This window comes from Longimicrobium sp., from assembly GCF_036399935.1.
In the GTDB taxonomy this organism is placed as follows: Bacteria; Gemmatimonadota; Gemmatimonadetes; order Longimicrobiales; family Longimicrobiaceae; genus Longimicrobium.
This window is the reverse complement of sequence record NZ_DASWMD010000061.1, coordinates 38952-59675: the sequence shown is the minus strand read 5'-3', so window position 1 is coordinate 59675 and position 20724 is coordinate 38952. Positions and strand designations below refer to the sequence as shown.

The 20724-nt window shown below is 71.3% G+C and carries 19 protein-coding genes; 15 read left to right on the top strand and 4 right to left on the bottom strand.

Going from position 1 to position 20724, the window contains the following annotated elements:
- Window positions 1–11 precede the first annotated feature (11 nt).
- Complete coding sequence (tal, locus tag VGB24_RS18910; RefSeq protein WP_331074507.1) at window positions 12–1187, top strand: transaldolase; 1176 nt, start codon at window positions 12–14, stop codon at window positions 1185–1187.
- Between the two features lie 611 nt (window positions 1188–1798).
- A complete protein-coding gene (locus VGB24_RS18905; RefSeq protein ID WP_331074506.1) occupies window positions 1799–2626 on the top strand; it encodes a DUF4097 family beta strand repeat-containing protein in 828 nt (275 codons plus the stop codon).
- Window positions 2627–2682: 56 nt separating this feature from the next.
- Here the strand turns inward: VGB24_RS18905 and VGB24_RS18900 are convergent, their stop codons facing one another.
- Window positions 2683–3192, bottom strand: a complete 510-nt coding sequence (locus VGB24_RS18900) for a hypothetical protein (RefSeq protein ID WP_331074505.1) — start codon at window positions 3190–3192, stop codon at window positions 2683–2685.
- Between the two features lie 197 nt (window positions 3193–3389).
- Here VGB24_RS18900 and gnd point away from each other — a divergent pair, with 197 nt between their 5' ends.
- A complete protein-coding gene (gnd, locus tag VGB24_RS18895; protein ID WP_331074504.1) occupies window positions 3390–4310 on the top strand; it encodes a phosphogluconate dehydrogenase (NAD(+)-dependent, decarboxylating) in 921 nt (306 codons plus the stop codon).
- Window positions 4307–5908, top strand: a complete 1602-nt coding sequence (gene zwf / locus VGB24_RS18890) for a glucose-6-phosphate dehydrogenase (protein ID WP_331074503.1) — start codon at window positions 4307–4309, stop codon at window positions 5906–5908. The genes gnd and zwf overlap by 4 nt, the downstream gene beginning before the upstream one ends.
- Window positions 5909–6199: 291 nt before the next feature.
- On the opposite strand, the gene VGB24_RS18885 is transcribed toward zwf, so the two are convergent.
- Window positions 6200–6691: a Clp protease N-terminal domain-containing protein gene (locus tag VGB24_RS18885; RefSeq protein WP_331074502.1), complete on the bottom strand. Its 492-nt coding sequence runs from the start codon at window positions 6689–6691 to the stop codon at window positions 6200–6202.
- A gap of 82 nt (window positions 6692–6773) precedes the next feature.
- Here VGB24_RS18885 and pgl point away from each other — a divergent pair, with 82 nt between their 5' ends.
- Window positions 6774–7544 carry a 6-phosphogluconolactonase gene (gene pgl, locus VGB24_RS18880; RefSeq protein ID WP_331074501.1) on the top strand — a complete coding sequence of 257 codons (771 nt, stop codon included), beginning with the start codon at window positions 6774–6776 and terminating at the stop codon, window positions 7542–7544.
- A gap of 415 nt (window positions 7545–7959) precedes the next feature.
- Here the strand turns inward: pgl and VGB24_RS18875 are convergent, their stop codons facing one another.
- Window positions 7960–8490 (bottom strand): hypothetical protein, encoded by a 531-nt coding sequence (locus tag VGB24_RS18875; RefSeq protein WP_331074500.1) that lies wholly within the window; start codon window positions 8488–8490, stop codon window positions 7960–7962.
- A 287-nt stretch (window positions 8491–8777) separates the two neighbouring features.
- Between VGB24_RS18875 and VGB24_RS18870 the strand changes: the two genes are divergently transcribed.
- Both VGB24_RS18870 and VGB24_RS18865 read left to right on the top strand, forming a co-directional pair.
- Entirely contained in the window at window positions 8778–11228 is a 2451-nt protein-coding gene (locus tag VGB24_RS18870) for a PAS domain S-box protein (RefSeq protein ID WP_331074499.1), read from the top strand.
- 42 nt (window positions 11229–11270) lie between these two features.
- Window positions 11271–11771: a TonB-dependent receptor plug domain-containing protein gene (locus tag VGB24_RS18865; RefSeq protein ID WP_331074498.1), complete on the top strand. Its 501-nt coding sequence runs from the start codon at window positions 11271–11273 to the stop codon at window positions 11769–11771.
- A gap of 121 nt (window positions 11772–11892) precedes the next feature.
- Here VGB24_RS18865 and VGB24_RS18860 read toward each other — a convergent pair whose 3' ends face one another.
- Complete coding sequence (locus tag VGB24_RS18860) at window positions 11893–13545, bottom strand: FAD-binding dehydrogenase (RefSeq protein WP_331074497.1); 1653 nt, start codon at window positions 13543–13545, stop codon at window positions 11893–11895.
- A 178-nt stretch (window positions 13546–13723) separates the two neighbouring features.
- On the opposite strand from VGB24_RS18860, the gene VGB24_RS18855 reads away from it, so the two are divergent.
- From VGB24_RS18855 to modC, 8 genes are all read left to right on the top strand, one after another.
- Window positions 13724–14527: a class I SAM-dependent methyltransferase gene (locus VGB24_RS18855; protein ID WP_331074496.1), complete on the top strand. Its 804-nt coding sequence runs from the start codon at window positions 13724–13726 to the stop codon at window positions 14525–14527.
- A gap of 62 nt (window positions 14528–14589) precedes the next feature.
- Window positions 14590–15405, top strand: a complete 816-nt coding sequence (locus VGB24_RS18850) for a hypothetical protein (RefSeq protein WP_331074495.1) — start codon at window positions 14590–14592, stop codon at window positions 15403–15405.
- 32 nt (window positions 15406–15437) lie between these two features.
- A complete protein-coding gene (locus VGB24_RS18845) occupies window positions 15438–16262 on the top strand; it encodes a hypothetical protein (RefSeq protein ID WP_331074494.1) in 825 nt (274 codons plus the stop codon).
- Window positions 16234–17274 (top strand): ABC transporter ATP-binding protein, encoded by a 1041-nt coding sequence (locus tag VGB24_RS18840; protein WP_331074493.1) that lies wholly within the window; start codon window positions 16234–16236, stop codon window positions 17272–17274. Before VGB24_RS18845 ends, VGB24_RS18840 begins: the two co-directional genes overlap by 29 nt.
- The gene (locus VGB24_RS18835; protein WP_331074492.1) at window positions 17271–18035 is read left to right on the top strand and encodes an ABC transporter permease; all 765 of its coding nucleotides are present in this window, start codon (window positions 17271–17273) and stop codon (window positions 18033–18035) included. The genes VGB24_RS18840 and VGB24_RS18835 overlap by 4 nt, the downstream gene beginning before the upstream one ends.
- A gap of 16 nt (window positions 18036–18051) precedes the next feature.
- Window positions 18052–18852, top strand: coding sequence for a molybdate ABC transporter substrate-binding protein (modA, locus tag VGB24_RS18830; protein WP_331074491.1), 801 nt, complete (start codon window positions 18052–18054; stop codon window positions 18850–18852).
- A complete protein-coding gene (modB, locus tag VGB24_RS18825; RefSeq protein ID WP_331074490.1) occupies window positions 18849–19526 on the top strand; it encodes a molybdate ABC transporter permease subunit in 678 nt (225 codons plus the stop codon). Before modA ends, modB begins: the two co-directional genes overlap by 4 nt.
- On the top strand, window positions 19523–20650 hold the full coding sequence (gene modC, locus VGB24_RS18820; RefSeq protein WP_331074489.1) for a molybdenum ABC transporter ATP-binding protein: 1128 nt from the start codon (window positions 19523–19525) through the stop codon (window positions 20648–20650). The genes modB and modC overlap by 4 nt, the downstream gene beginning before the upstream one ends.
- The last annotated feature ends 74 nt before the right edge of the window (window positions 20651–20724 follow it).

The following is a 20724-nucleotide window of genomic DNA, read 5'->3' as shown; positions in this document are numbered from 1 at the left end:
GAGACCATACCATGGCCGAGACCAAGCATCCGACCGACGCGGTGCGCAACGAGGGGAATCCGCTGCACGAGCTTCACGCGCTGGGGCAGAGCGTGTGGCTGGACTACATCCGCCGCGGCATCCTGGACAACGGCGAGCTGGAGGAGATGATCCGCCGCTACGACCTGCGCGGCGTGACCTCCAATCCCTCCATCTTCGAGCAGGCCATCGGCGACAGCACCGACTACGACGACGCCGTGGGCGAGCTGGCGGCGTCGCAGGCGGGTGCGTCGGCCGCGTACGAGTCGCTGGCGGTGGAGGACATCCGCCGCGCCTGCGACCTGTTCCGCGGCGTGTACGACCGCGCCGAGGGCCACGACGGCTTCGTTTCGCTGGAGGTGTCGCCCGAGCTGGCGCACGACACGCGGGGCACGCTGGACGAGGCGCGGCGCCTGCGCGAAGCGGTGGACCGGCCCAACCTGATGATCAAGGTGCCGGGCACCGAGGCGGGCATCCCCGCCATCGAGCAACTGCTGGCCGACGGCTTCAACGTGAACATCACCCTGCTGTTCTCGGTGAAGAACTACGAGCAGGTGATGGAGGCGTACCTGCGCGGGCTGGAGCGCCGGCTGCAGGCCGGGGAGCCGCTGGATCGCGTGGCGTCGGTCGCATCGTTCTTCGTTTCGCGCGTGGACTCGGCGGTGGACGCGCAGCTGGAGAAGCTTGCGTGCTCGGCCGCGGACGACGGGCAGGCGGCGCTCGCCCGGGCGATGTCGGGAAAGGCGGCCGTGGCGAACGCCAAGCTGGCGTACGAGCGCTTCGCCCAGGTGTTTTCTGGCGAGCGGTGGGAGCGGCTGGCCTCCGCCGGTGCCCGGGTGCAGCGGCCGCTGTGGGCCAGCACCTCCACCAAGAGCCCGGCGTACCGCGACGTGATCTACGTGGAGGAGCTGATCGGGCCGCACACGGTGAACACCATGCCGCTGAACACGGTGGAGGCCTTCGCGGACCACGGGGTGGCGCGCCGCACGGTGGACCAGGACGTGGAGGCGTCCCACCAGGACCTGCGCACGCTAGCGGACCTGGGCATCGACATGGACGCCGTGACCGACCAGCTGCAGCGCGAGGGCGTCGACAAGTTCATCAAGTCGTTCCGCGAGCTGATCGGCTCGGTGGAAAGCAAGCTGGCGCGCGTGGCCCAGGGCGCCTGATTCCGCCAGCCCGGATGTTGGAGCTCCCCGGCCGTTCGCGGCCGGGGAGCTTTTTCGCGTGCGGCTTCTACTTCATGTGAGGGGCACCTGCGGCCATTCCGAAAGGTGACGGCTCGTGTCACCTGGCACGACCGGTAAAACTGTGGCTCGCGTGCCGCAATTTGTACCAAGGATGACCCACCAGCGGTAGCCTGACGAGCCGTCAAGGGGTAATGTAACCTATCCTTTGAGAATGATTTAGATGGAACGGCTCGTTTCGGGCCGATCGTTTTTTACCGTGGTCCAGCGGTTGCTACGTGGATGCGTCACAGATGCACCCCTTAATGCTTGGCCGGTGGCGGGTGATGGAGGCTGAACCAGAATGCAGTACCCTCCCATGTGCGACGTTCTTTCGATGTAGCCCGTTCAATACTCCCAGCCTTCGCGCCTCGCCTGCGGCCGGAACGCCGCACCGGCTCAGCGAACGGACCGTCCCGGATTCGGGTGCGGTCCGTTCGCGTCTTCCTGCGCCGCACGGTCTATCCAAACCATCCGCACCCGCCGCGCATCATAGGGTGGTCCAGGCTGCACGATGCTGCCTGTTGAGTCCCCGACTGGCCCGGAGCGTACCGATGCGCACATCCGTCCTTCTTCTCCCGATCGCTTCCGTCCTCCTCGCCACGCCGGCGCTCGCCCAGCGCTCCGCGGATGAGTGGGTGGAGCAGTGCCGCCGCAACTACCGCCAGAACAACAATCGCGTGGCGCATTGCGAGGTGCGTGAAACCCGCATCCCGGCGCGTGGCTCGCTGACGATCGACGCCGGGCAGAACGGCGGCGTGTCGGTTCGCACGCACGAGGGGCGCGACGTCGTGGTGCAGGCGCGCGTGCAGACCTGGGCCGGCAGCGAGGAGCGGGCGCGGTCGACCGCGCAGCAGATCCGCGTGAACACGGGCGCCACCATCAGCGCCAGCGGCCCGGAGATGGGGAACAACAGCGGCTGGGCCGTGAACTACGAAATCCTCGTTCCGGCGCGGACCAACCTGGACGTGCGCACGCACAACGGGCCGATCAGCGTGGAGCGCGTGTCCGGGACGATGAACCTGCGCGCCCACAACGGCCCGCTGAACCTGACGGAGCTGTCCGGAAACGTCACCGCGCGCACGCAGAACGGGCCGGTGAACGTGCGGCTGAGCGGCCGCCGCTGGACGGGCGAGCGGCTGGATGCCGAGACGGTGAACGGCCCCGTGAGCGTCCGCATGCCGGAAGGCTACGCGGCGCACCTGGAGGCTCGCACCGTGCACGGCCCGGTGAACGTTCCGCGTGCCATCCGCGCGGAGCAGCGCCGCCCGGGCGAGCGCGGCTGGCGTCCCGGCGCCAACATCAACACCGACATCAACGGCGGCGGCCCCACCATCCGCGCCGTCACCACCAACGGCCCGATCAACATCCAGGAAGGCTGACCCGCCGCGCGGGCGATAAGAAAGAGGCGCCCCTCCAGCGGGGGGCGCCTCTTTCGTTAACGCGGCTCGTCTCCGGCGGGGCCGGGGAACTCGAACTCGAACACCATCCCGCAGCGATTGCACAGGAATGAGCGGTCCCACCTGCGGACGGCGTCCTCCCACTGTTCCCGCCGGTCGCGGTACCGGCGGGCCAGCAGCCACGCCGCGACCAGCACCAGCAGCCCGGTCAGCGGCCGCGCCACGGCCAGCATCCGCGCGCTTGCCAGGTGTGGAGCGACGTGGTTCAGGAAGATGCTCAGCATGTACAGCAGAAAGACGGCGAACGCGATCATCCCCCACCGGGGCGGGGCCGGAGGCCCGAGCGACCGGGCGAGCTCCGACTGGATGGTCCCGTGCGAGGAGATCCGCCGGTCCTGGGCCCAGAGCGGGGCGCCGCTGAAGATGGCGAGCCCCGTGGGTGTGCTCTCGCTCTCGATGTGGATGTGAGAGCTGCCCTCCGCGCGCACCAGGTCCAGGTCGCGCACGTTCTCGGTGCCGCAGCGCGGACACTTCAACTCGGAATTCAACGAAACGCTCCCGTTCAGGCGCCGGATCGCGATCGCCTTTCGGCCCGGGCGCATGCCCCTGTCGGCACGGCGGTTCCATCGGAACGTACATCGCGCGGATGCCGGCCGGCAACGTCGCACGCGGTCTGCCGGGCCGGGACTTGCAGCGGGGGGCGCGACGAAGATCGATCCACGACAACGGGACAGCGGGAGGGCGGATGCGGCTGGGGATGGTGGGGCTCGGAAAGATGGGCGGCAACATGGCGCAGCGGCTGACGCGCGGCGGGCACGAGCTGGTGGTGTTCGACCGCGACCCCGCGGTCACCCGCGCCGTGGCCGAGGCTTCGGGCGCAAAGTCCGCGGCGTCGCTGCAGGAGCTGGTGGCCGCGCTGGAGCCGCCGCGGGCCGTGTGGGTGATGGTGCCCGCCGGCCCGCCGACGGAGCAGGTGCTGAGCGACCTGGCGGACATCTGCGGCCCCGGCGACGTGCTGATCGACGGCGGCAACAGCAACTACAACGACAGCAAGCGCCGCGCGGCCGAGCTGGAAACGCGCGGGCTGCGGCTGATGGACGCCGGCACCAGCGGCGGCATCTGGGGGCTGGAGAACGGCTACTGCCTAATGGTGGGCGGCGCGCCCGAGGCCGCGGCGGTGTGCGAGCCCGTGTTCCGCACCCTCGCCCCGGAGGGCGGCTACGCGCACGTGGGCCCCAGCGGGTCTGGCCACTTCGCCAAGATGGTGCACAACGGCATCGAGTACGGCCTGCTGCAGGCGTACGCCGAGGGCTTCGAGATCCTCCACAAGTCCGGCTTCGAGTACGACCTGGAGGGGGTCGCCTCGCTGTGGAACCACGGCAGCGTCGTCCGCTCGTGGCTGCTGGAGCTGCTGGAGCGGGCGTACGCCGAAGAGGGCCCGGCGCTGGAGCGCATCAAGGACTGGGTGGCGGATTCGGGCGAGGGGCGGTGGACCGTGGAAACCGCGATGGCGCTGGACGTGCCCGCGCCCGTCATCACCCTGTCGCTGCTGGCGCGCTTCCGCTCGCGCCAGGAGCAGTCGTACTCGGCGCAGGTGGTCGCGGCGCTGCGCAACCAGTTCGGCGGCCATTCCATCAAGACGACGGACGGGGCGGGGGGCGCGTGAGCGACGCGGCCACGGACGACGGCCGGCCGGACCTGGGCGACGTTCCCGCCGCGCCGCCCGCGGGCGAAACGCCGCTGCGCACGCCCATGACCGAGGCGGGCGCCCGGGTGCGCACGCCCGACCCGCTGGCGCTGGTGATCTTCGGCGCCACGGGCGACCTGACGCGCCGCAAGCTGATGCCCGCGCTCTGGGCCCTGCGCGCCGACGGGCTGCTGCCCGAGGGCTTCGCCATCGTCGGCAACTCGCGCGAGGAGATCGGCGAGGGCGACTTCCGCGAGCGGATGCGGGGCGCGCTGGCGGAGTTCGACGAGGAGCCCGGCGCCGACGACTGGGCCGGGTTCTCGCGCCGCATCCGCTACGTGCACGGATCGACGGACGACCCCGGGACGTTCAACCGGCTGAAGCAGGTGCTGGACGAGGTGGAGCGCGACTGCGGCACGCAGGGGAACCGCATGTTCTACCTGGCGCTCCCGCCGTCCGTCATCGCCCAGACGGCGCAGGGGCTGGGGCGGGCCGGGCTGGTGACCGGCGCGAAGGACCCGGCGTGGACGCGGATCATCGTCGAGAAGCCGTTCGGGCGCGACCTGGAAAGCGCGCGGGGGCTGAACGCGAGCCTGCTGGAGGTGTTCCGCGAGCGGCAGATCTTCCGCATCGACCACTACCTGGGAAAGGAAACGCTGCAGAACCTGCTGGTGTTCCGGTTCGCGAACACCATCTGGGAGCCGCTGTGGAGCCGCAACTACGTGGACCACGTGCAGATCACCGTGGCCGAGAGCGTGGGCGTGGAGGGCCGCGCCGGCTACTACGATCGCAGCGGCGCGCTGCGCGACATGATCCAGAGCCACCTGCTGCAGATCCTCACGCTCGTGGCGATGGAGCCGCCGGCCTCGTACGACGCCGATTCCATCCGCAACGAAAAGGTGAAGGTGCTGCAGTCCATTCCCCTGCTGCAGGGCGACGACATCGGGCGCTGGGCGGTGCGTGGCCGATACGGCGCGTCGGGGAAGGGCGGCGAGGACGATCGCGGCTATCGGGACGAGGCGAACGTGCCCGAGGGATCGCGGACCGAAACGTACGCGGCGGTGCGGCTGACGGTGGACAACTGGCGGTGGGAGGGCGTGCCTTTCTACCTGCGGACGGGCAAGAAGCTGGCGGGGAAGCAGAGCGAGGTGGTGATCCGCTTTCGGCCGGCGCCGCACCCCATCCGCGACCTGGTGCACTGCGATTCGCCCGCGCCCAACGCACTGGTGCTGCACATTCAGCCCGACGAGGGGATGTCGCTCTTCTTCGAGGCGAAGGAGCCGGGCATCCGAGGGCCGCTGCGGGCGGTGTCGATGGACTTCGACTACAACCGCGCGTTCGGCGTGGAATCTCCCGAGGCGTACCAGCGGCTGCTGCTGGATGCCATGCTGGGCGACGCCACGCTGTTCGCCAGGCGCGACGAGGTGGAGGCGGCGTGGACCCTGGTGACGCCCATCCTGGAAGCATGGGAGCGCGGGGGCGAGCCTGAGGAGTATCCGGCGGAGTCGTGGGGCCCGCGCTGTGCCGACGAGCTGCTGGCGCAGGAGGGGCGCAGCTGGCACCAGCCGACGGGGTAGGGAGTAGGGAACGTGGTACCTGGGGAGCAGACGAACGTTACGAAGCGCACCTTGTCATCCCGATGGAGCGGCCACGGGGAGCCTGGCCCAAACGCCGTTCCAGGCAGCGACTGAGGGATCCGCCACACACGTTCCGAAGCGCGCGGAGTATCGGCGCGGCCCAGGCCCGATGAGCGGGTGAACCCGCCGCTCGGAAAGCGGTAAGCCCCGACACCGGCCGCTTGCGCGTCCGGTTCGGGGCTTCAACCACACGCGTTTGATAGGTGTGGTGCGCGTCGGTTGTCGGGCGCTCTACGAAGGCTCGACCGGGTGGTTGCCGGCCTTGAGGGCTGCGCGGAGGGCCGTGGCGGTGATCTCCATCTGGCCGAAGATGCGCGCCGGGACGCCCATGGGCGATTGCAGCACCCCCAGCAGCAGCTCGCCCGCGCCCACCTGGTGAAGGCCGGCGGCGCGGGCTTCGCGCATGGCGAACTCGATCGCGCCCTTCACGTCGTCCGCGTAGGGGAGCACGGGCGCGCGCAGGCCCCAGGCGCGCGGCGGCGAAGCGTGCTCCATCCGTCGGCGCACCATCGCGGGTTCGTGCCCCAGGCGCTCGAATGCGCGCGCCGCCAGGCCCGACGGATCGGCCATCAGCGCGTAGAGCAGGTGCTCGGCGTGGACGGCGCCCACGTTGGCCTTCTGCGCCTCGGCCGTCGCGTTGCCGAGCGCGTCGCGCGCCGCCTCGTCGAACGGCAGGTCGGGCGGGCGGGGCGGGGGAACCTTGGGACCGCGGCGAAAGAGCACGCGCAACCTCCGATTCAGGATCGTGCATCAGCGCCCGGAGATGCTCCCGGGCCAGGCCGGAACGTAAGCAACGGAATCCATCGTGTCCACGCAGCCGCCATCCGCCGAGGTCGTTCACCCCGGCACCTCCCGCATCGAAGTCTACGCCGACGCGCAGACCGCTTCCCGCGCATCCGCGGAGAGTTTCGCGCGCCACGCCGTGGAGGCCGTGCAGGCGCGCGGCCGGTTCAGCGTGGCCCTTTCGGGCGGGAGCGCGCCGGAGCAGTCGTACCGCATGCTGGGCGACGAGCCGTTCCGGTCGATGATCCCGTGGGAGGGCGTGCACCTGTTCTGGGGCGACGACCGCTGCGTTACTCCGGGCCATCCACGCAGCAACTTCCGGATGGCCAACGCGGCCTTCATCACCCGCGTGCCCATCCCACCACGGAACGTGCACCGCATGCCGGGAGAGCTTCCGCCCCGCGAGGGTGCCGCGAGGTATGCGGCGGAGTTGGAGGCGTTCTTTGGGCCGGGAGTGCCGCGGTTCGACCTCGTTCACCTGGGGATCGGCCCGGACGGGCACACGGCCTCGCTCTTTCCCTTCGACGACCTGCTGCGCGATGGCGAGCGCACCGTCGGCTGGGCGCTGCACCGGCCGCTCGGGGAGTGGCGGCTCACGTTCACCGTCCCCGTGCTGAACGCGGCCCGGCGCGTGGAGATGCTCGCACTTGGGGCGGGCAAGGCGTCCATCGTCCGGTCGGCCCTGGAAGGGCCGATCGATCCGTACCGCATCCCCGCGCAGCTGGTCCGCCCGTCGGGGGAGATGGTGTGGATGGTGGATCGCGGCGCGGGCAAGGAGCTGGCGGGCGGGTGAGATTGGCGTGGGGCCCCGGCCCTGCTGGGGCGACTGAAGTCGCGGCAACAACGGCCCAAAGTCCGCCTTCGCGGACTGCACGCGCAGTCGAGTGCGTGAGGCCAGCCGGAGCGCGATCGAATTCTCCCTTTCCCCCGCTTGCGGGGGAGAGGGCCGGGGAGAGAGGGCCGCCAGGGCATGCGCCGAGTACCGTCGAAACGCACCGCCCTCGCCCGCGTTCCCGCCGAGTGCACGACGCCAGCCGAAGCGCAATCGAATTCTCCTCTCCCCCATGGGGTTTATGGGGGAGAGGCCGGGAGAGGGGGGCGTCCGCGGCATTCTCCACAACCCGCCCCCCTCACCCGAATTTCTCCCCTCTCCGCACAGCAGTACCGTGCGGGGAGGGGCCGGGGGAGGGGCCGGGGGAGGGGCCCCCTCAGGCCGTCACCTTCCGCACGACATGGAGCCGGGGCCACATCCGCCGCACCAGCGTCCCCAGCCCCAGCAGCCCCGCCACACGCCACGCCGCGAGCAGCAGCACCTGCATCAGGATGATCCTGCCGTCGAAGTGCACCGACGCGATGCCGGCCAGGATCAGGTTCACGTTGATGCCGATCGCGATGATGGCGGCCGGCACCAGGAGCACGCCCGAAAAGAACGAGACCGCCACCGCCACCTCGGCCAGGGGAATCAGGACCGAGAGCAGGCCGTCGGCACCCGTGTCCACCATCAGCCGGGCGACGTGCGTGTAGAAGTCCAGCGGCGTCTGCGTCTGCCCCTCGGCGACGGCCGTCAGCAGGGGGCGCAGCGGATTGCTCGTCAGCCATCCCGCCCGGATCTTTCCCAGCCCGAAGGTCATCCACACCAGCCCCAGGTACATCCGCAGCGCCAGCCACAGGGGCGACGAGAACCGGCTGCGGAACGGCCACGTCAAAAGGCGAAAGCGCCGGAGCGCGTGCGTGCTCATGGTGAATCTCCCGTCCAAGGTCGAAGGTGTCCGTCAACCTGCTGACAAGATGGTCCCCACACAGGGCCGCGGCGATGCGGAGAACTCCGCGACCGCACGCGCGGAGCCGCCCCACGCCGCCCACGTGGACGCGGGGGATTTCCCTTCACGCGGGGACGGAAAAGCGGAGGGGCCCGGCGATTCGGCGGTCGGCGCCGCTCCAAGGCGGACAGGGCGGACGGTCCGCGCGCGCTGCTTGCATGGCCACTCCAGCAGCAGAGACACACTTCATGGAGTTGCCACAAGCGATGCAGAAGGACGCCCCACCCCGCGAGCTCGGGATCCTGTTCGAACGGAATCCCGTGCCCATGCTGGTCGCGGACATCGAAACGCTGGACATCGTCGAGGCCAACCAGGCGGCGCTCCGCCAGTACGGGTACTCGCGCGACGAGTTCCTGGGGATGAACCTGGCCCAGATCCGCCCCGCCGAAGACGTTCCGCTGCTGGCTCAGGCGTTCGCGCGCTCGGGCGGCGGCGTGATGGCGCGGGGCGCGTTTCGCCACACGCGGCGCGACGGCAGCGTGCTGGACGTGGAGGTGAGCACCGAGGACCTGGTGTTCGATGGGCGGCCGTCGCGGCTGATCGTGGCGGTGGACGTCACCGCCCGGAAGCAGGCCGCCCACCGCTTGGAGCGGCTGCAGTCCGTCACCGCCGCCCTCTCGCAGGCGTGGACCACGGAGCAGGTGGCCGAGGCGGTGGTCGGGCGCGGAGTAGACGCCTTGGGCGCGCGCTCCGGCGCCCTGGCCATGCTGGGCGCGGACGGCGATCTGCACCTGGTGAAGGGGATCGGCTATCCGCGGGAGGCGCTGGAACGGTACCGCAGGATCCCGCTCGACACGCCCTTCCCGCTCTCCGATGCCGTGCGCGACGGAGAGCCCATCTTCCTGGCCGGCGCCGAGGAGCGGGCCGCCCGCTACCCTCACCTGGCGGAGCTGCGGCAGACGAACGGGCAGGGGCCCATGGCGGCCGTGCCCCTGCTTCACGACGGGCGCACGGTGGGCGTGCTGGGACTGAACTTTCCCGACGGCGCCGCGCTGGGCGATGACGAGCGGGCGTTCATCGGCACGCTGGCGCAGCAGTGCTCCCAGGCGCTGGCGCGGGTGCAGGCGCACGAGGCCGCCGAAATGGAGCGGCGCCGCCTGGCCGCCGTGCTCGATGCCATTCCCATCGGCGTGTGGATCGCCGACGCCGCGGGGGCGGTCACGCACGTCAACGAGGCGGCGGGCGGCATCTTCGGCGAGGCGCCGCTGAGCCCCGGCATCGACGCGTACGGCGACTACCGCGGCTGGTGGCCGGAGACGGGGCTCCCCGTTCAGCCGCGGGAGTGGGCGCTGGCGCGTGCCATCACCCAGGGCGAGGTGACCGTAGGCGAGCTGCTGGAGATCGAGCGGGCGGACGGGTCGCGCGGCTTCATCCTGAACTCCGCGGCCCCCATCCGCGACGGGGGCGGCGAGCTGGTGGGCGGCGTGGTGACGGCGCTGGACGTCACCGGGCGCATCCGCGCCGAGGCCGAGCGCGACCAGGCGCTGGCCCTGGCGGAGACGGCGCGCGACCGGCTGCGGCGCATCTTTCAGCAGGCGCCGGTGGCCATCGCCACGACGCGTGGGGCGGACCACGTGGTCGAGACGGTGAACCCCGCGTACCTGCCGCTGCTGGGCGCCGGGCACCGGGCCGAGGAGCTGCTGGGGCGCCCGGTTCGCGAGGCCCTTCCCGAGTTCGAGGGACAGGGCTTCTTCGAGCTCCTGGACGAGGTGTACCGCACAGCGCAGCCGTTCATCGGCACGGAGGTGGCGGCGCGCGTGGACCGGGGCGGGGGCACCCTGGACGAGGTGTTCTACAACTTCGTCTACCAGCCGCTGGTGGACGCGGCGGGGCAGGTGGAGGGGCTGTGCGCGGTGGCGGTGGACGTAACGGCGCTGGTGCGTGCCCGGCAGGCGGCCGAGGACGCCAACCGCGCCAAGAGCGACTTCCTGGCCAGCATGAGCCACGAGCTGCGCACGCCGCTGAACGCCATCGGCGGGTACGTGGAGCTGATCCAGCTGGGGCTGCGCGGACCCGTCACCGACACGCAGCAGCACGACCTGGAGCGCATCCAGCGCAGCCAGCGGCACCTGCTTTCGCTGGTGAACGACGTGCTGAACTTCGCGCGGCTGGAGGCGGGGGCGGTGCGGTTCCAGCTGGAGGACGTTCCCGTGACGCGGGCCTTGGCCGAGGTGGACGACTACGTGGCCCCGCAGGTGCGCGCCCGCGGCGTGCGCTACTCGCGCGACGGCGGCCGCCCCGGGCTGGCCGTGCGCGCGGATGCCGAAAAACTGAAGCAGGTGCTGCTGAACCTGCTGACCAACGCCCTGAAGTTCACCCCCGCGGACGGCGAGATCGAGGTGCGCTGCGCCGCCAGCGAGGGGAGCGCCGCCATCCGGGTGCGCGACACGGGCTGCGGCATCGCGGCCGAGAAGCTGCCGTTCATCTTCGACCCGTTCGTGCAGGCGGGACGCGCGCTCCACCGGCCGCAGGAGGGGGTTGGGCTGGGGCTGGCGATCAGCCGCGACCTGGCGCGTGGCATGGGCGGCGAGCTGGCGGTGGAGAGCGTGGAAGGCCGGGGCTCCACCTTCATCCTCACCCTGCCGCTCGCCCCCTCCGCCGCCGCTCCAGTAGACGTGTCCGTGGCCCCCGGTATGCAGCAAGCCTTGATGGAGTAAAAGCTGGCCCCGGCGGACGAACGCAACCATGAGGAGGCACCGATGGCCACTCGCCTGATCGTCCGCTGGAGCATGCCCCTGTGCGCGGCGGTGCTGCTGGGCGGGTGCGGGGCGCGTTCGGCGGCGCCTTCCACCGAGCCGGAGCCGGAGGACGAGGTAGACATCGGCTACGGGACGGTTCCCGCCAGCCGGGTGACGGGGGCGGTGAGCTCGGTGCACGGGCGCGACCTGCGCAACCAGCCGGTGTCGCGCGTGGAAGAGATGCTGCGGGGGCGCGTGCCCGGGGTGCAGGTCACGCGGACGGGAGACGGCGGCTACCTGGTGCGCATCCGCGGTGCCGGCAACTTCGGGGCGGGCGGGGAGCCGCTGTTCGTGGTCGACGGCACGCCCGTGCATGCCCTGCGTCCCGGGAGCGCGCTGGAAGGCATCATGCCGCGGGACGTGGTTCGCATCGACGTGCTGCGCGATGCGGCCTCCGCCGCCTCGTACGGCGTCCGCGGGATGAACGGGGTGATCCTCATCACCACGCGCCGCCCCGGCTGAAAAGAACGGGTTTCACGCAGAGGACGCAGAGAAAAGGGAGAGGACGCAGAGGGGGCGGAGACGCCGCGATCCCTCTGCGTCCTCTCTGTTCTCTCTGCGCCCTCTGCGTGATGGTTTTTTGTCAGAGGCTCGCCGCGATAGCCCGCCCCGCGGTGCGGCCCGAGAAGATGCAGCCGCGCAGGAAGGTGCCTTCCAGCGCGCGGTACCCGTGCATTCCGCCGCCGCCGAAGCCCGCCGCCTCGCCCGCCGCATACAAACCGGGAAGCACCTGGCCGTCGGGCCGCAGCACGCGTGCGGACAGGTCGGTGTGCAGCCCGCCCAGCGTCTTGCGGGTGAGAATGCTCAGGCGCACCGCGATCAGCGGGCCCGCCGCGGGGTCCAGCAGCCGGTGCGGCTTCGCCACGCGGATCAGCTTGTCGCCCAGATAGTTGCGCGCGCCGCGGATGGCCGTGATCTGCGCGTCCTTTCCGAACGGATTCTCCAGCTGCCCGTCGCGCGCCACGATCTCCGCCTCCAGCGCCGTCAGGTCGATCAGCGGCTCGCCGGTAAGGGCGTTCATCCCGCGCACCAGCTCGGGGAGCGTGCGCTGCACCACGAAATCCACTCCGTTCTTCTTGAACGCCTCCACCGGCCCCGGCGCGCCCGGAAGCACGCGGCCCAGCACCTGTCGCACGCTCTTTCCCGTGAGGTCGGGGTTCTGCTCCGAGCCGGATAGCGCGAACTCCTTTTCGATGATGCGCTGCGTGAGCACGAACCAGGTGTGGTCGTATCCCGTCTTCGCGATGTGCTCCAGCGTGCCCAGCGTGTCGAACCCGGGAAAGAGGGGCGGAGGCAGGCGCCGGCCGCGCGCGTCTACCCACAGCGACGACGGGCCGGGAAGGATGCGGATGCCGTGCATCGGCCAGATGGGTGCCCAGTTGTGCAGCCCCTCCGTGTAGTGCCACATGCGGTCGGGGTTGATGATGGCGCCGCCCGCCTCCTGCGCGATGCCCAGCATGCGCCCGTCCACGTGCGCGGGCACCCCCGAGATCATCCGCGCCGGCGCGGGGCCCAGCCGCGGCGGCCAGTTCCTGCGCACCATCTCGTGGTTGCCGCCGATGCCGCCGGAGGTGACGATCACCGCCTGCGCGCGAAAGGCGAACTGGCCCACCGCCGTCCGCGAGCTGGGCCGTCCCCGCTCCACCGCGCTGGGCTCCAGCACCGTGCCGTGCACGCCATCCACCACGCCGTTCGTCAGCGTCAGCCCGTCCACCTGATGGCGGAAGGCGAAGGTGACCAGTCCCCGCGTCTCCGCGTTGCGCACCCGCTGGATGAAGGGCTCCACCACGGCCGGGCCCGTGCCCCAGGTCACGTGGAAGCGCGGCACCGAGTTGCCGTGGCCGATGGCGCCATAGCCGCCACGCTCCGCCCACCCCACCACGGGAAAGAACCGCAGCCCGCGCTCCCACAGCCACGCCCGCTTCTCCCCCGCGGCAAAGTCCACGTACGCCTCGGCCCACTTCCGGGGCCAGTGGTCTTCCTCCCGGTCGAAGCCCGCGGTGCCCATCCAGTCCCTCAGCGCCAGCTCGCGCGAGTCCCTGATCTTCATCCGCCGCTGCTCGGGGCTGTCGACCAGGAACAGCCCGCCGAACGACCAGAACGCCTGACCGCCCAGCGATGCCTCGGGCTCCTGCTCCACGACGATCACGCTGCGCCCCGCCTCCGCCAGCTCGGCGGCGGCGACGAGCCCGGCCAGCCCGGCCCCCACGATGATCACGTCGGCTTCGTGCGTCATTGCTTCGTCTGGCGGGATGTGGAGGGGAGGGTCGGGTAGCGGATCCGCGAACAGCATACGCGCCGAAGCGCCCGACTGCAAAATGCTGCCTGCCGGGGAGGGATTTGCGAAAACCGTCGTCTTGGCGTACAGTGATGCGCGCCGAGCGCAGCCCCGCCCCGTCCCCGTCCCGGATTTCGTGGAACCGCCCCAGGCCCCGCAGGTCCTGTACGATGACCAGGCGGCCCGCTTCGACGAGCGCGCCGGGCTTCCCGCGCACGCCGCCGAATCCATCGCCGCGTCCCTGGCCGAAATCGTCGGAATCGCCGCAGGTCAGCGATGGCTGGAAGTGGGCGCGGGAACGGGGAGCCTGAGCCTGCCGCTGCTGCGCCGCCCCATCCGCTACGTGGGATTCGACCGCTCCCCCGCCATGCTCGGCGTTTTCCGCCAGCACGCGGCGGAGGCCGGGCTGCACCCGGAGCTTCACGTGGCGGACGGGAACGGGCCCTGGCCCGCGGGTGACGGCGCGGTGGAGGTGGTCTTCGCCGCGCGGGCGCTGCATCACGTGGATACGGCGCACGCGGTGGCCGAGACGCGGCGGGTGCTCGCGCCCGGCGGATGGCTGGCCGTGGGCCGCGTGCGCCGGCCGCCGGACTCGCCGCGCTCCGTGCTGCGCCGCAGGATGCGCCAGCTGCTGCGGGACGAGGGATACGCCGGCCGCAGCGGCGAGCGCCACGCCGAGGCCGTGTTCGACGCGCTGGAAGCCATCGGGGCCGCGCGGCATCCGCCCCGGGAGGCGGCGCGGTGGACCACCATGCACAGCCCCGCGGATTCGCTCGCCTCGTGGCGGGAGAAGGCGGGGCTCGCCGGGCTGGAACTGCCTGCCGCCATCAAGGAGCGCGTCCTCGCCGCGCTCCGCGACTGGGCGCTTGCCGAGTTCGGCGACCTGCATCGGCCGCTGCCGCAGGACGAATCGTTCGAGATCCAAGCCATCCGTATCTGAAATCCCCCGCCCGCCGCGGACCCTCCGCCGGCGCCGGAATCCAATCCCCCGCTCCTCCATCCATGCAAGCCGAACTGCTGACCGCGCTGGGCCAGTCGCTGGTGACCGGCAACCTTACGGACGCCGAGCTGCTGGCGCGCACCGCCCCCCATCCCCTGGTGCAGATCCTTCCCGATGCCAACGTGGTGAAGGTGGGCGGGCAGAGCTTCATCGACCGCGGGCGCGCCGCCGTCTTTCCCCTGATCGATGAGATCGTGGCCAACCTGGGCCGCCACAAGATGATCATCGGCACGGGGGCGGGCACCCGCGCGCGGCATGCCTACAGCGTGGGCATCGACCTGGGGATGCCCACCGGCGTGCTGAGCGTGCTGGGCACCTTCGTGAGCATGCAGAACGCGCGCATGCTGCACTACCTGCTGGCCAAGCACGGCATTCCCTTCATCGAGCCCGTGCAGTTTCCCCAGCTTCCGCTGTACCTGGAAGAGCGCGGCGCCTGCATCTTCTTCGGCATGCCGCCCTACACCTTCTGGCAGCAGAACCCCGCCGTCGGGCGCATCCCCCCGCATCGAACCGACACCGGCTGCTACCTGGTGAGCGAGGTGTTCGGCACCAGGTCCATGATCTTCGTCAAGGACGAGGACGGGCTGTACACGGCCGACCCCAAGAAGGACAAGGGTGCCAAGTTCATCCCCCGCATCACCCTGGGCGAGCTGAAGGAGATGGACCTGGACGACGTGGTGGTGGAGCGCGCCGTCCTTGAACTGATGGAGCACGCCGAGAACCGCCGATCGATTCGCATCATCAACGGGCTCGTTCCCGGCAACCTCACCCGCGCGCTCGAGGGCGAAGACGTGGGCACGCTGATCACCGCCGATTGACCCCTCATTCGCCCTCCACTGAATCCATCTCCATGTCCGATACGACGACCGACCGGCGTCACCACGTGACGTCCAGCCTGATGAGGGAAAGCCTGGTGGACCGGGGCGTGATGGCCGGCACCGAGGCGCCCGTGGTGCGCATGCTTCCCAACGTGCACGTGGTGAAGGTGGGTGGCCGCTCCGTGCTGGATGCCGGGCGCGCCGTCACCTATCCCGTGGTGGAGGTGCTTGCCGAGCTGCTGAAGACGGAGCGGCTGATCCTGGGCGTGGGCGGCGGAGTCCGGAGCCGTCACGTCTTTTCCATCGGCCTGGACCTGGGGCTGCCCACCGGCGTGCTGGCCCAGGTGTCCGTGGCCGACGCGCTGGGGAACGCGCACATCCTGGGCACGCTGCTGGCGCCCTACGGCGTGGTCGCCATCCCGCCGGAGATTTTCGGCCACCTGCTGCCGCTGTTCATCCACTCGGCGCCGGGGGTGATCTTCAACGGCGTGCCGCCCTACTCCATCTGGGAGCACCCGCCGCACATCGGCCGCATTCCCCCGCACCGTACGGACGCCGGCTGCTTCCTCCTGGCCGAGTGCTTCGGGTGCAAGACGGTGACGCTGGTCAAGGACGTGGACGGCCTGTACGATGACGATCCCAAGGAGAACCCGGGTGCCTCGTTCATCGACAGCATCGGCGCGCGCGAGCTGAAGAAGCGGACCCTGCGGACGCTTCCGTTCGACGAGGTGCTGCCGGACCTGCTGCTCAACTGCCGCCTGGTGAAGCAGTTCCAGGTGGTGAACGGGCGCGATCCCGACCGCATCGCGGCGGCCGTGCGGGGCGAGCATGCCGGCACCATCGTCTACGCCGACTGACGCCGTCCGCGCCGACGGCGTCTCCCGCTCATTCGCGGGCGGGATCGAGGCGCTGGCCGGAGTGAGCTTCGCCCTGCCGGCGGGAACGCTGACGGCGCTCATCGGCGGCAACGGGTCCGGAAAATCTACGCTGCTGAAGCTCATCCACGGCGCACTCGTAGCGGATTCGGGCGAGTTGCGGGTGATGGGCCTCGATCCACGCCGCGACCGAGGCGCGCTCCGGCCGATCACCGGGTACGCGGGGCAGGACGTGGCGCTGGACCCCGAGATGACGGGCTGGGAAACGCTGCGCCTGTTCCACGCCCTGCGCGGCCTGCCGCGGCGCGAGCGGGACGGCTGCCTGGGGCGCGTGGTGGACGATGCGGGGCTGGAGCCGTTCGTCCAGCGCCGCGTCGGCACCTGGTCCGGCGGGGAGCGGCAGCGGCTTCACCTGGGGCTGGAAATGATGCACGGCCCGCGGCTGCTGCTGCTGGACGAGCCCACCACCAGCCTGGATCCACGCGGCCGCGCCGAGCTGTGGCGCCGCCTCGCCGCGTTCTGCGACGAGGGCAACACCGTCATCACCGCCACGCACGACCTGGCGGATGCGGGCGCCCACTGCGACCGCGTGCTCCTGCTGCATTCGGGTCGCCTGCTGGCGGACGCGTCTCCGCGGGAGTTGGTCGCGACGCACGCCCGGGCGCGCGTCGCGGTCACCTTCCAGCGGCCGGCCAGCGAGGCGGATGTCGCCGGTCTGCGGGAATCCATCGACGCCCTCCCCGAGGTCGCGGACGCCTCGGTGAACGCGTCGGGCGTTACATTCTGGCGCGCCACCCATCCCCCGATCGAGCCGTTGCTTCACCTGCTGGAGGCACGGGGGATCGCGTTCCGCGGGCTGGTGCGCGACGAGCCGGACCTGGCCGCCGCCTACTTTCGGCTGACGGGGAGCGCGCCGGGCTCTCCGCTTCGCCCGGGACGTGGCGGAGGTCGTGGAGAAGGCGGCGGTGGACGGGGCGGCGGGAGGCGCGGATGAGCGGCGTGTACGTGCTGCGGGAGACGGCGCGGCGGACGTGGAGCAAGACGCTGCGTCGGCCGGTGCCGCTGACGTTTTCGCTCGTGCAGCCGCTGTTCTGGATGCTGATCTTCGGCTTCCTCTTCCACCGCTTCACCCTGGGCCCGGCGTACGCGGGGCTCTCGTACCTGGACTTTCTGCTCCCCGGCGTCGCCGCGATGACGGTGCTGTTCGGCGCGTCGCAGGCCGGCATCGAATTGGTGCGCGACCTCCAGACCGGGTTCGCGCAGCGGATGGCGGGCGCTACCTCCCATCCCGGGTGGATGCTGGGCGGCAAGATGGCGGCGGACGTGAGCCGCCTTCTGCTGCAAGCCCTGGCGGTCGCACTGCTGGGGATGCTGCTCGGCGCGCGGCTGCGGCCCAGCGCGCCGGGGCTGGTCGTCGCCATCCTTGCCCTGGCGGCGTTCGGCGTGGCGTATGGATGCCTTTCGTGCTGGATCGCGCTGCGGACGCGGGCGCAGGAGAGCATGGCGGTGTTCGTTCACGTGGTGAACATGCCGCTGCTGTTCACCAGCACCGCACTGGTCCCCACCCGCCAGATGCCGGACTGGCTCGCGGGCGTGGCGCGCTGGAACCCGCTGACCCGCGTGGCCGACGCGCTTCGCGAAGCGCTGCTCTTCGGGCGCGTGCCCGACGCCGCGCTGCTGCTGCCGCTGATCGTCCTTGCCGCCCTGTGCTTCGCCGCCGCGCGCCACGCCATGGCCCGCGCGGCCGAAGATTGACCCTCCCATCCAGCCGATGAACCTGCGCACATCCATCACGCCCATCCTGGCCGCCCTCCTGCTCGCCGCCTGCGGAGGGAAGGCCGACGCGCCAGCGAAGGGCGACCGCGAGGTGGTGGTGTTCGCCGCCGCCAGCCTGCGCGAGGCCATGCAGGAGCTGGCGGCGAGCTTCACGAAATCGACCGGGACGCCGGTGTCGTTCAACTTCGCCGGATCGAACGACCTGGCGCACCAGATCAACGCGGCGCGCGGGATGGACCTGTTCGTCAGCGCCAGCGAGGCGTGGATGGACACGGTGCAGTCCGCGGGGCGGATCGAAGCCGGCACCCGGCGCGACCTGCTGGCCAACTCGCTGGTGATCGTGGGACACTCGCGCGCCACGTGGACGGTGGACCAGCCCTGCGCGCTCGCCACAGTCGGCTTCGAGCACATCGCGATGGGCGATCCCGATGCCGTCCCCGCCGGCACCTACGCGCGCAAGTGGATGCAGTCGGTGGACTGCGGCGGCAAGACGCTGTGGGATGGCGTGAAGGATCGCGTGGCGCCCGCGCCCGACGTGCGCGCGGCGCTGGGGCTGGTGCTGGCGGACCCCGGCGTGGTGGGCGCCGTCTATCGCACCGACCAGATGGTGTTCGCCGGGCGCACGCGCGTCCTGTTCGAGGTGAGCGGCGGGCCGCCCATCCGCTACGCGATGGCGCTCGTGGCGGACGGCGGCAGCCCCGAGGCGGGCCGCCGATTCGCCGACTTCATCGCGAGGCCCGAGGCCGCCCGCGTCTTCGCTCGCCACGGCTTCATCCCCCTCGCCGCGAAGCCGTGAGCCAGGCCATGCTGGAGGTGCTGCGCGCCACCTTCGCGTGGGCCGCCATCGCCACCCTGCTGGTGATGGTGCCGGGAACGCTCGTGGCGTACCTGCTGGCCCGCAAGGAATTCCGCGGCAAGACCGCCGTCTCCACCCTGTTCAGCCTGCCGCTGGTGCTGCCCCCCACCGCGGTGGGATACCTGCTGCTGCGGCTGTTCGCCTATGACGGGCCGCTGGGGGAGGGAACGCTGGGGCTGGACCTGGACGTGATCCTTTCGCCCCGGGCGGTGGTGATCGCCTGCGCGGTGATGGCCACGCCGCTGGTGGTGAGAACGGCGCGCGTGAGCTTCGAGGGCGTGGATCCCCGGTACGAAGAGATGGCGCGCACCCTGGGCCACGGGCGCGCCGCCACCTTCTTCCGCTTCACCCTCCCCCTCGCCCGCCGCGGGCTGATCGCCGCGCTCATCCTGGGCTTCACCCGCGCGGTGGGCGAGTTCGGCGCGACGATCATCCTGGCCGGCAACATCCCGGGCCGCACACAGACGCTGGCGACGGCCATCTTCAGCGCCCAGCAGGCCGGACGCGAGGGCGAGGCGAACGTGCTGCTGATCATCGCGCTCGTGGCGGGATTCGTGGCGGTGTACGCGGCGGAGCACCTGTCGCGCACCCACGCGGCGGCGGTCCGGCGATGACCCATCCCGTGCTTTGCGTGCACGTGACCCTGCCGCTGGACCGCTTTGGGCTGGACGTGGCGTTCGAGACGACGCACCGGGTCACCGGCATCTTCGGCGTGTCGGGATCGGGAAAGACGACGCTGCTGGAGACGGTGGCCGGCCTGCGCCGCGGCGCGCGCGGACGCATCGCGCTGAACGGCGACGTGTGGCTGGATACGGAAAAGCGCGTGCGGGTGCCGCCGGAGGGGCGGGGGATCGGGTACGTGCCGCAGGACAGCCTGCTCTTTCCCCACCTGGACGTGCTGGGCAACCTGCGGGCGGGGCACGGCCGCGCGCGGCGGGGGGCTGGGGACGTGGACGCCACGCTGGACGGCGTGGTGACGGTGCTGGGGCTGCAGCCGCTTCTCTCCCGCGCACCGTCGACGCTCTCCGGCGGCGAGCGGCAGCGGGTGGCGCTGGGGCGCGCGCTCTGCTCCGGCCCCAGGCTGCTGCTGCTGGACGAGCCGCTGGCATCGCTGGACGCGGCCCTGCGCCGCAAGGTGCTCCCCTTCCTGCGCCGCGTGCGCGACGAGTTCGCCTTGCCCATGCTGCTGGTGTCGCACGACCCGGTGGAGGTGCAGGCGCTCTGCGACGACCTCGTCGTGCTGAACGAGGGCCGCATCGTCGCACGCGGCGAGCCGCGGGCCGTGCTGACCCGGCCGGAGGTGTTTACGCTGGGCGAGGGGGAGGTCGAGGGCTTCCAGAACGTGATCCCCGCACAGGTGGTGGAGACGCGCGACGGGGTGAGCGTGGTGCGCCTGGGCGGCGCGGCCGAGGGCCCGCTGCTCACGGTGCACCGCTCCGGGCTGGCCCCGGGGAGCGCGCTCCTGGTGGGCATTCCCGCGGACGAGATCACCCTGGCGCTGCAGCCGCCCCCCGGCCTCTCCGCCCGCAACGCCGTTCCCGCGCGGGTGGAGCGGGTGCAGCAGGTGGGCGCGTCGCGCCTGGTGACCGTGCGCGTGGCCGCGGGCGCGCCGCCCCTGGTGGCCGAGGTCACCGCGGACGCCCTCGCGGACCTGCACGTAGCCCCCGGCACAGGGCTGTACCTGCTGGTAAAGGCCAGCGCGGTGACGCTGTACGAGGACGGCGCGGGCGCGGCCTGATCCGCAAGCCGGGACGAACGAAGGAGCCGCGGCGGGATCGATCCCCCCGCGGCTCCGCTTCTCTACCACCCCTC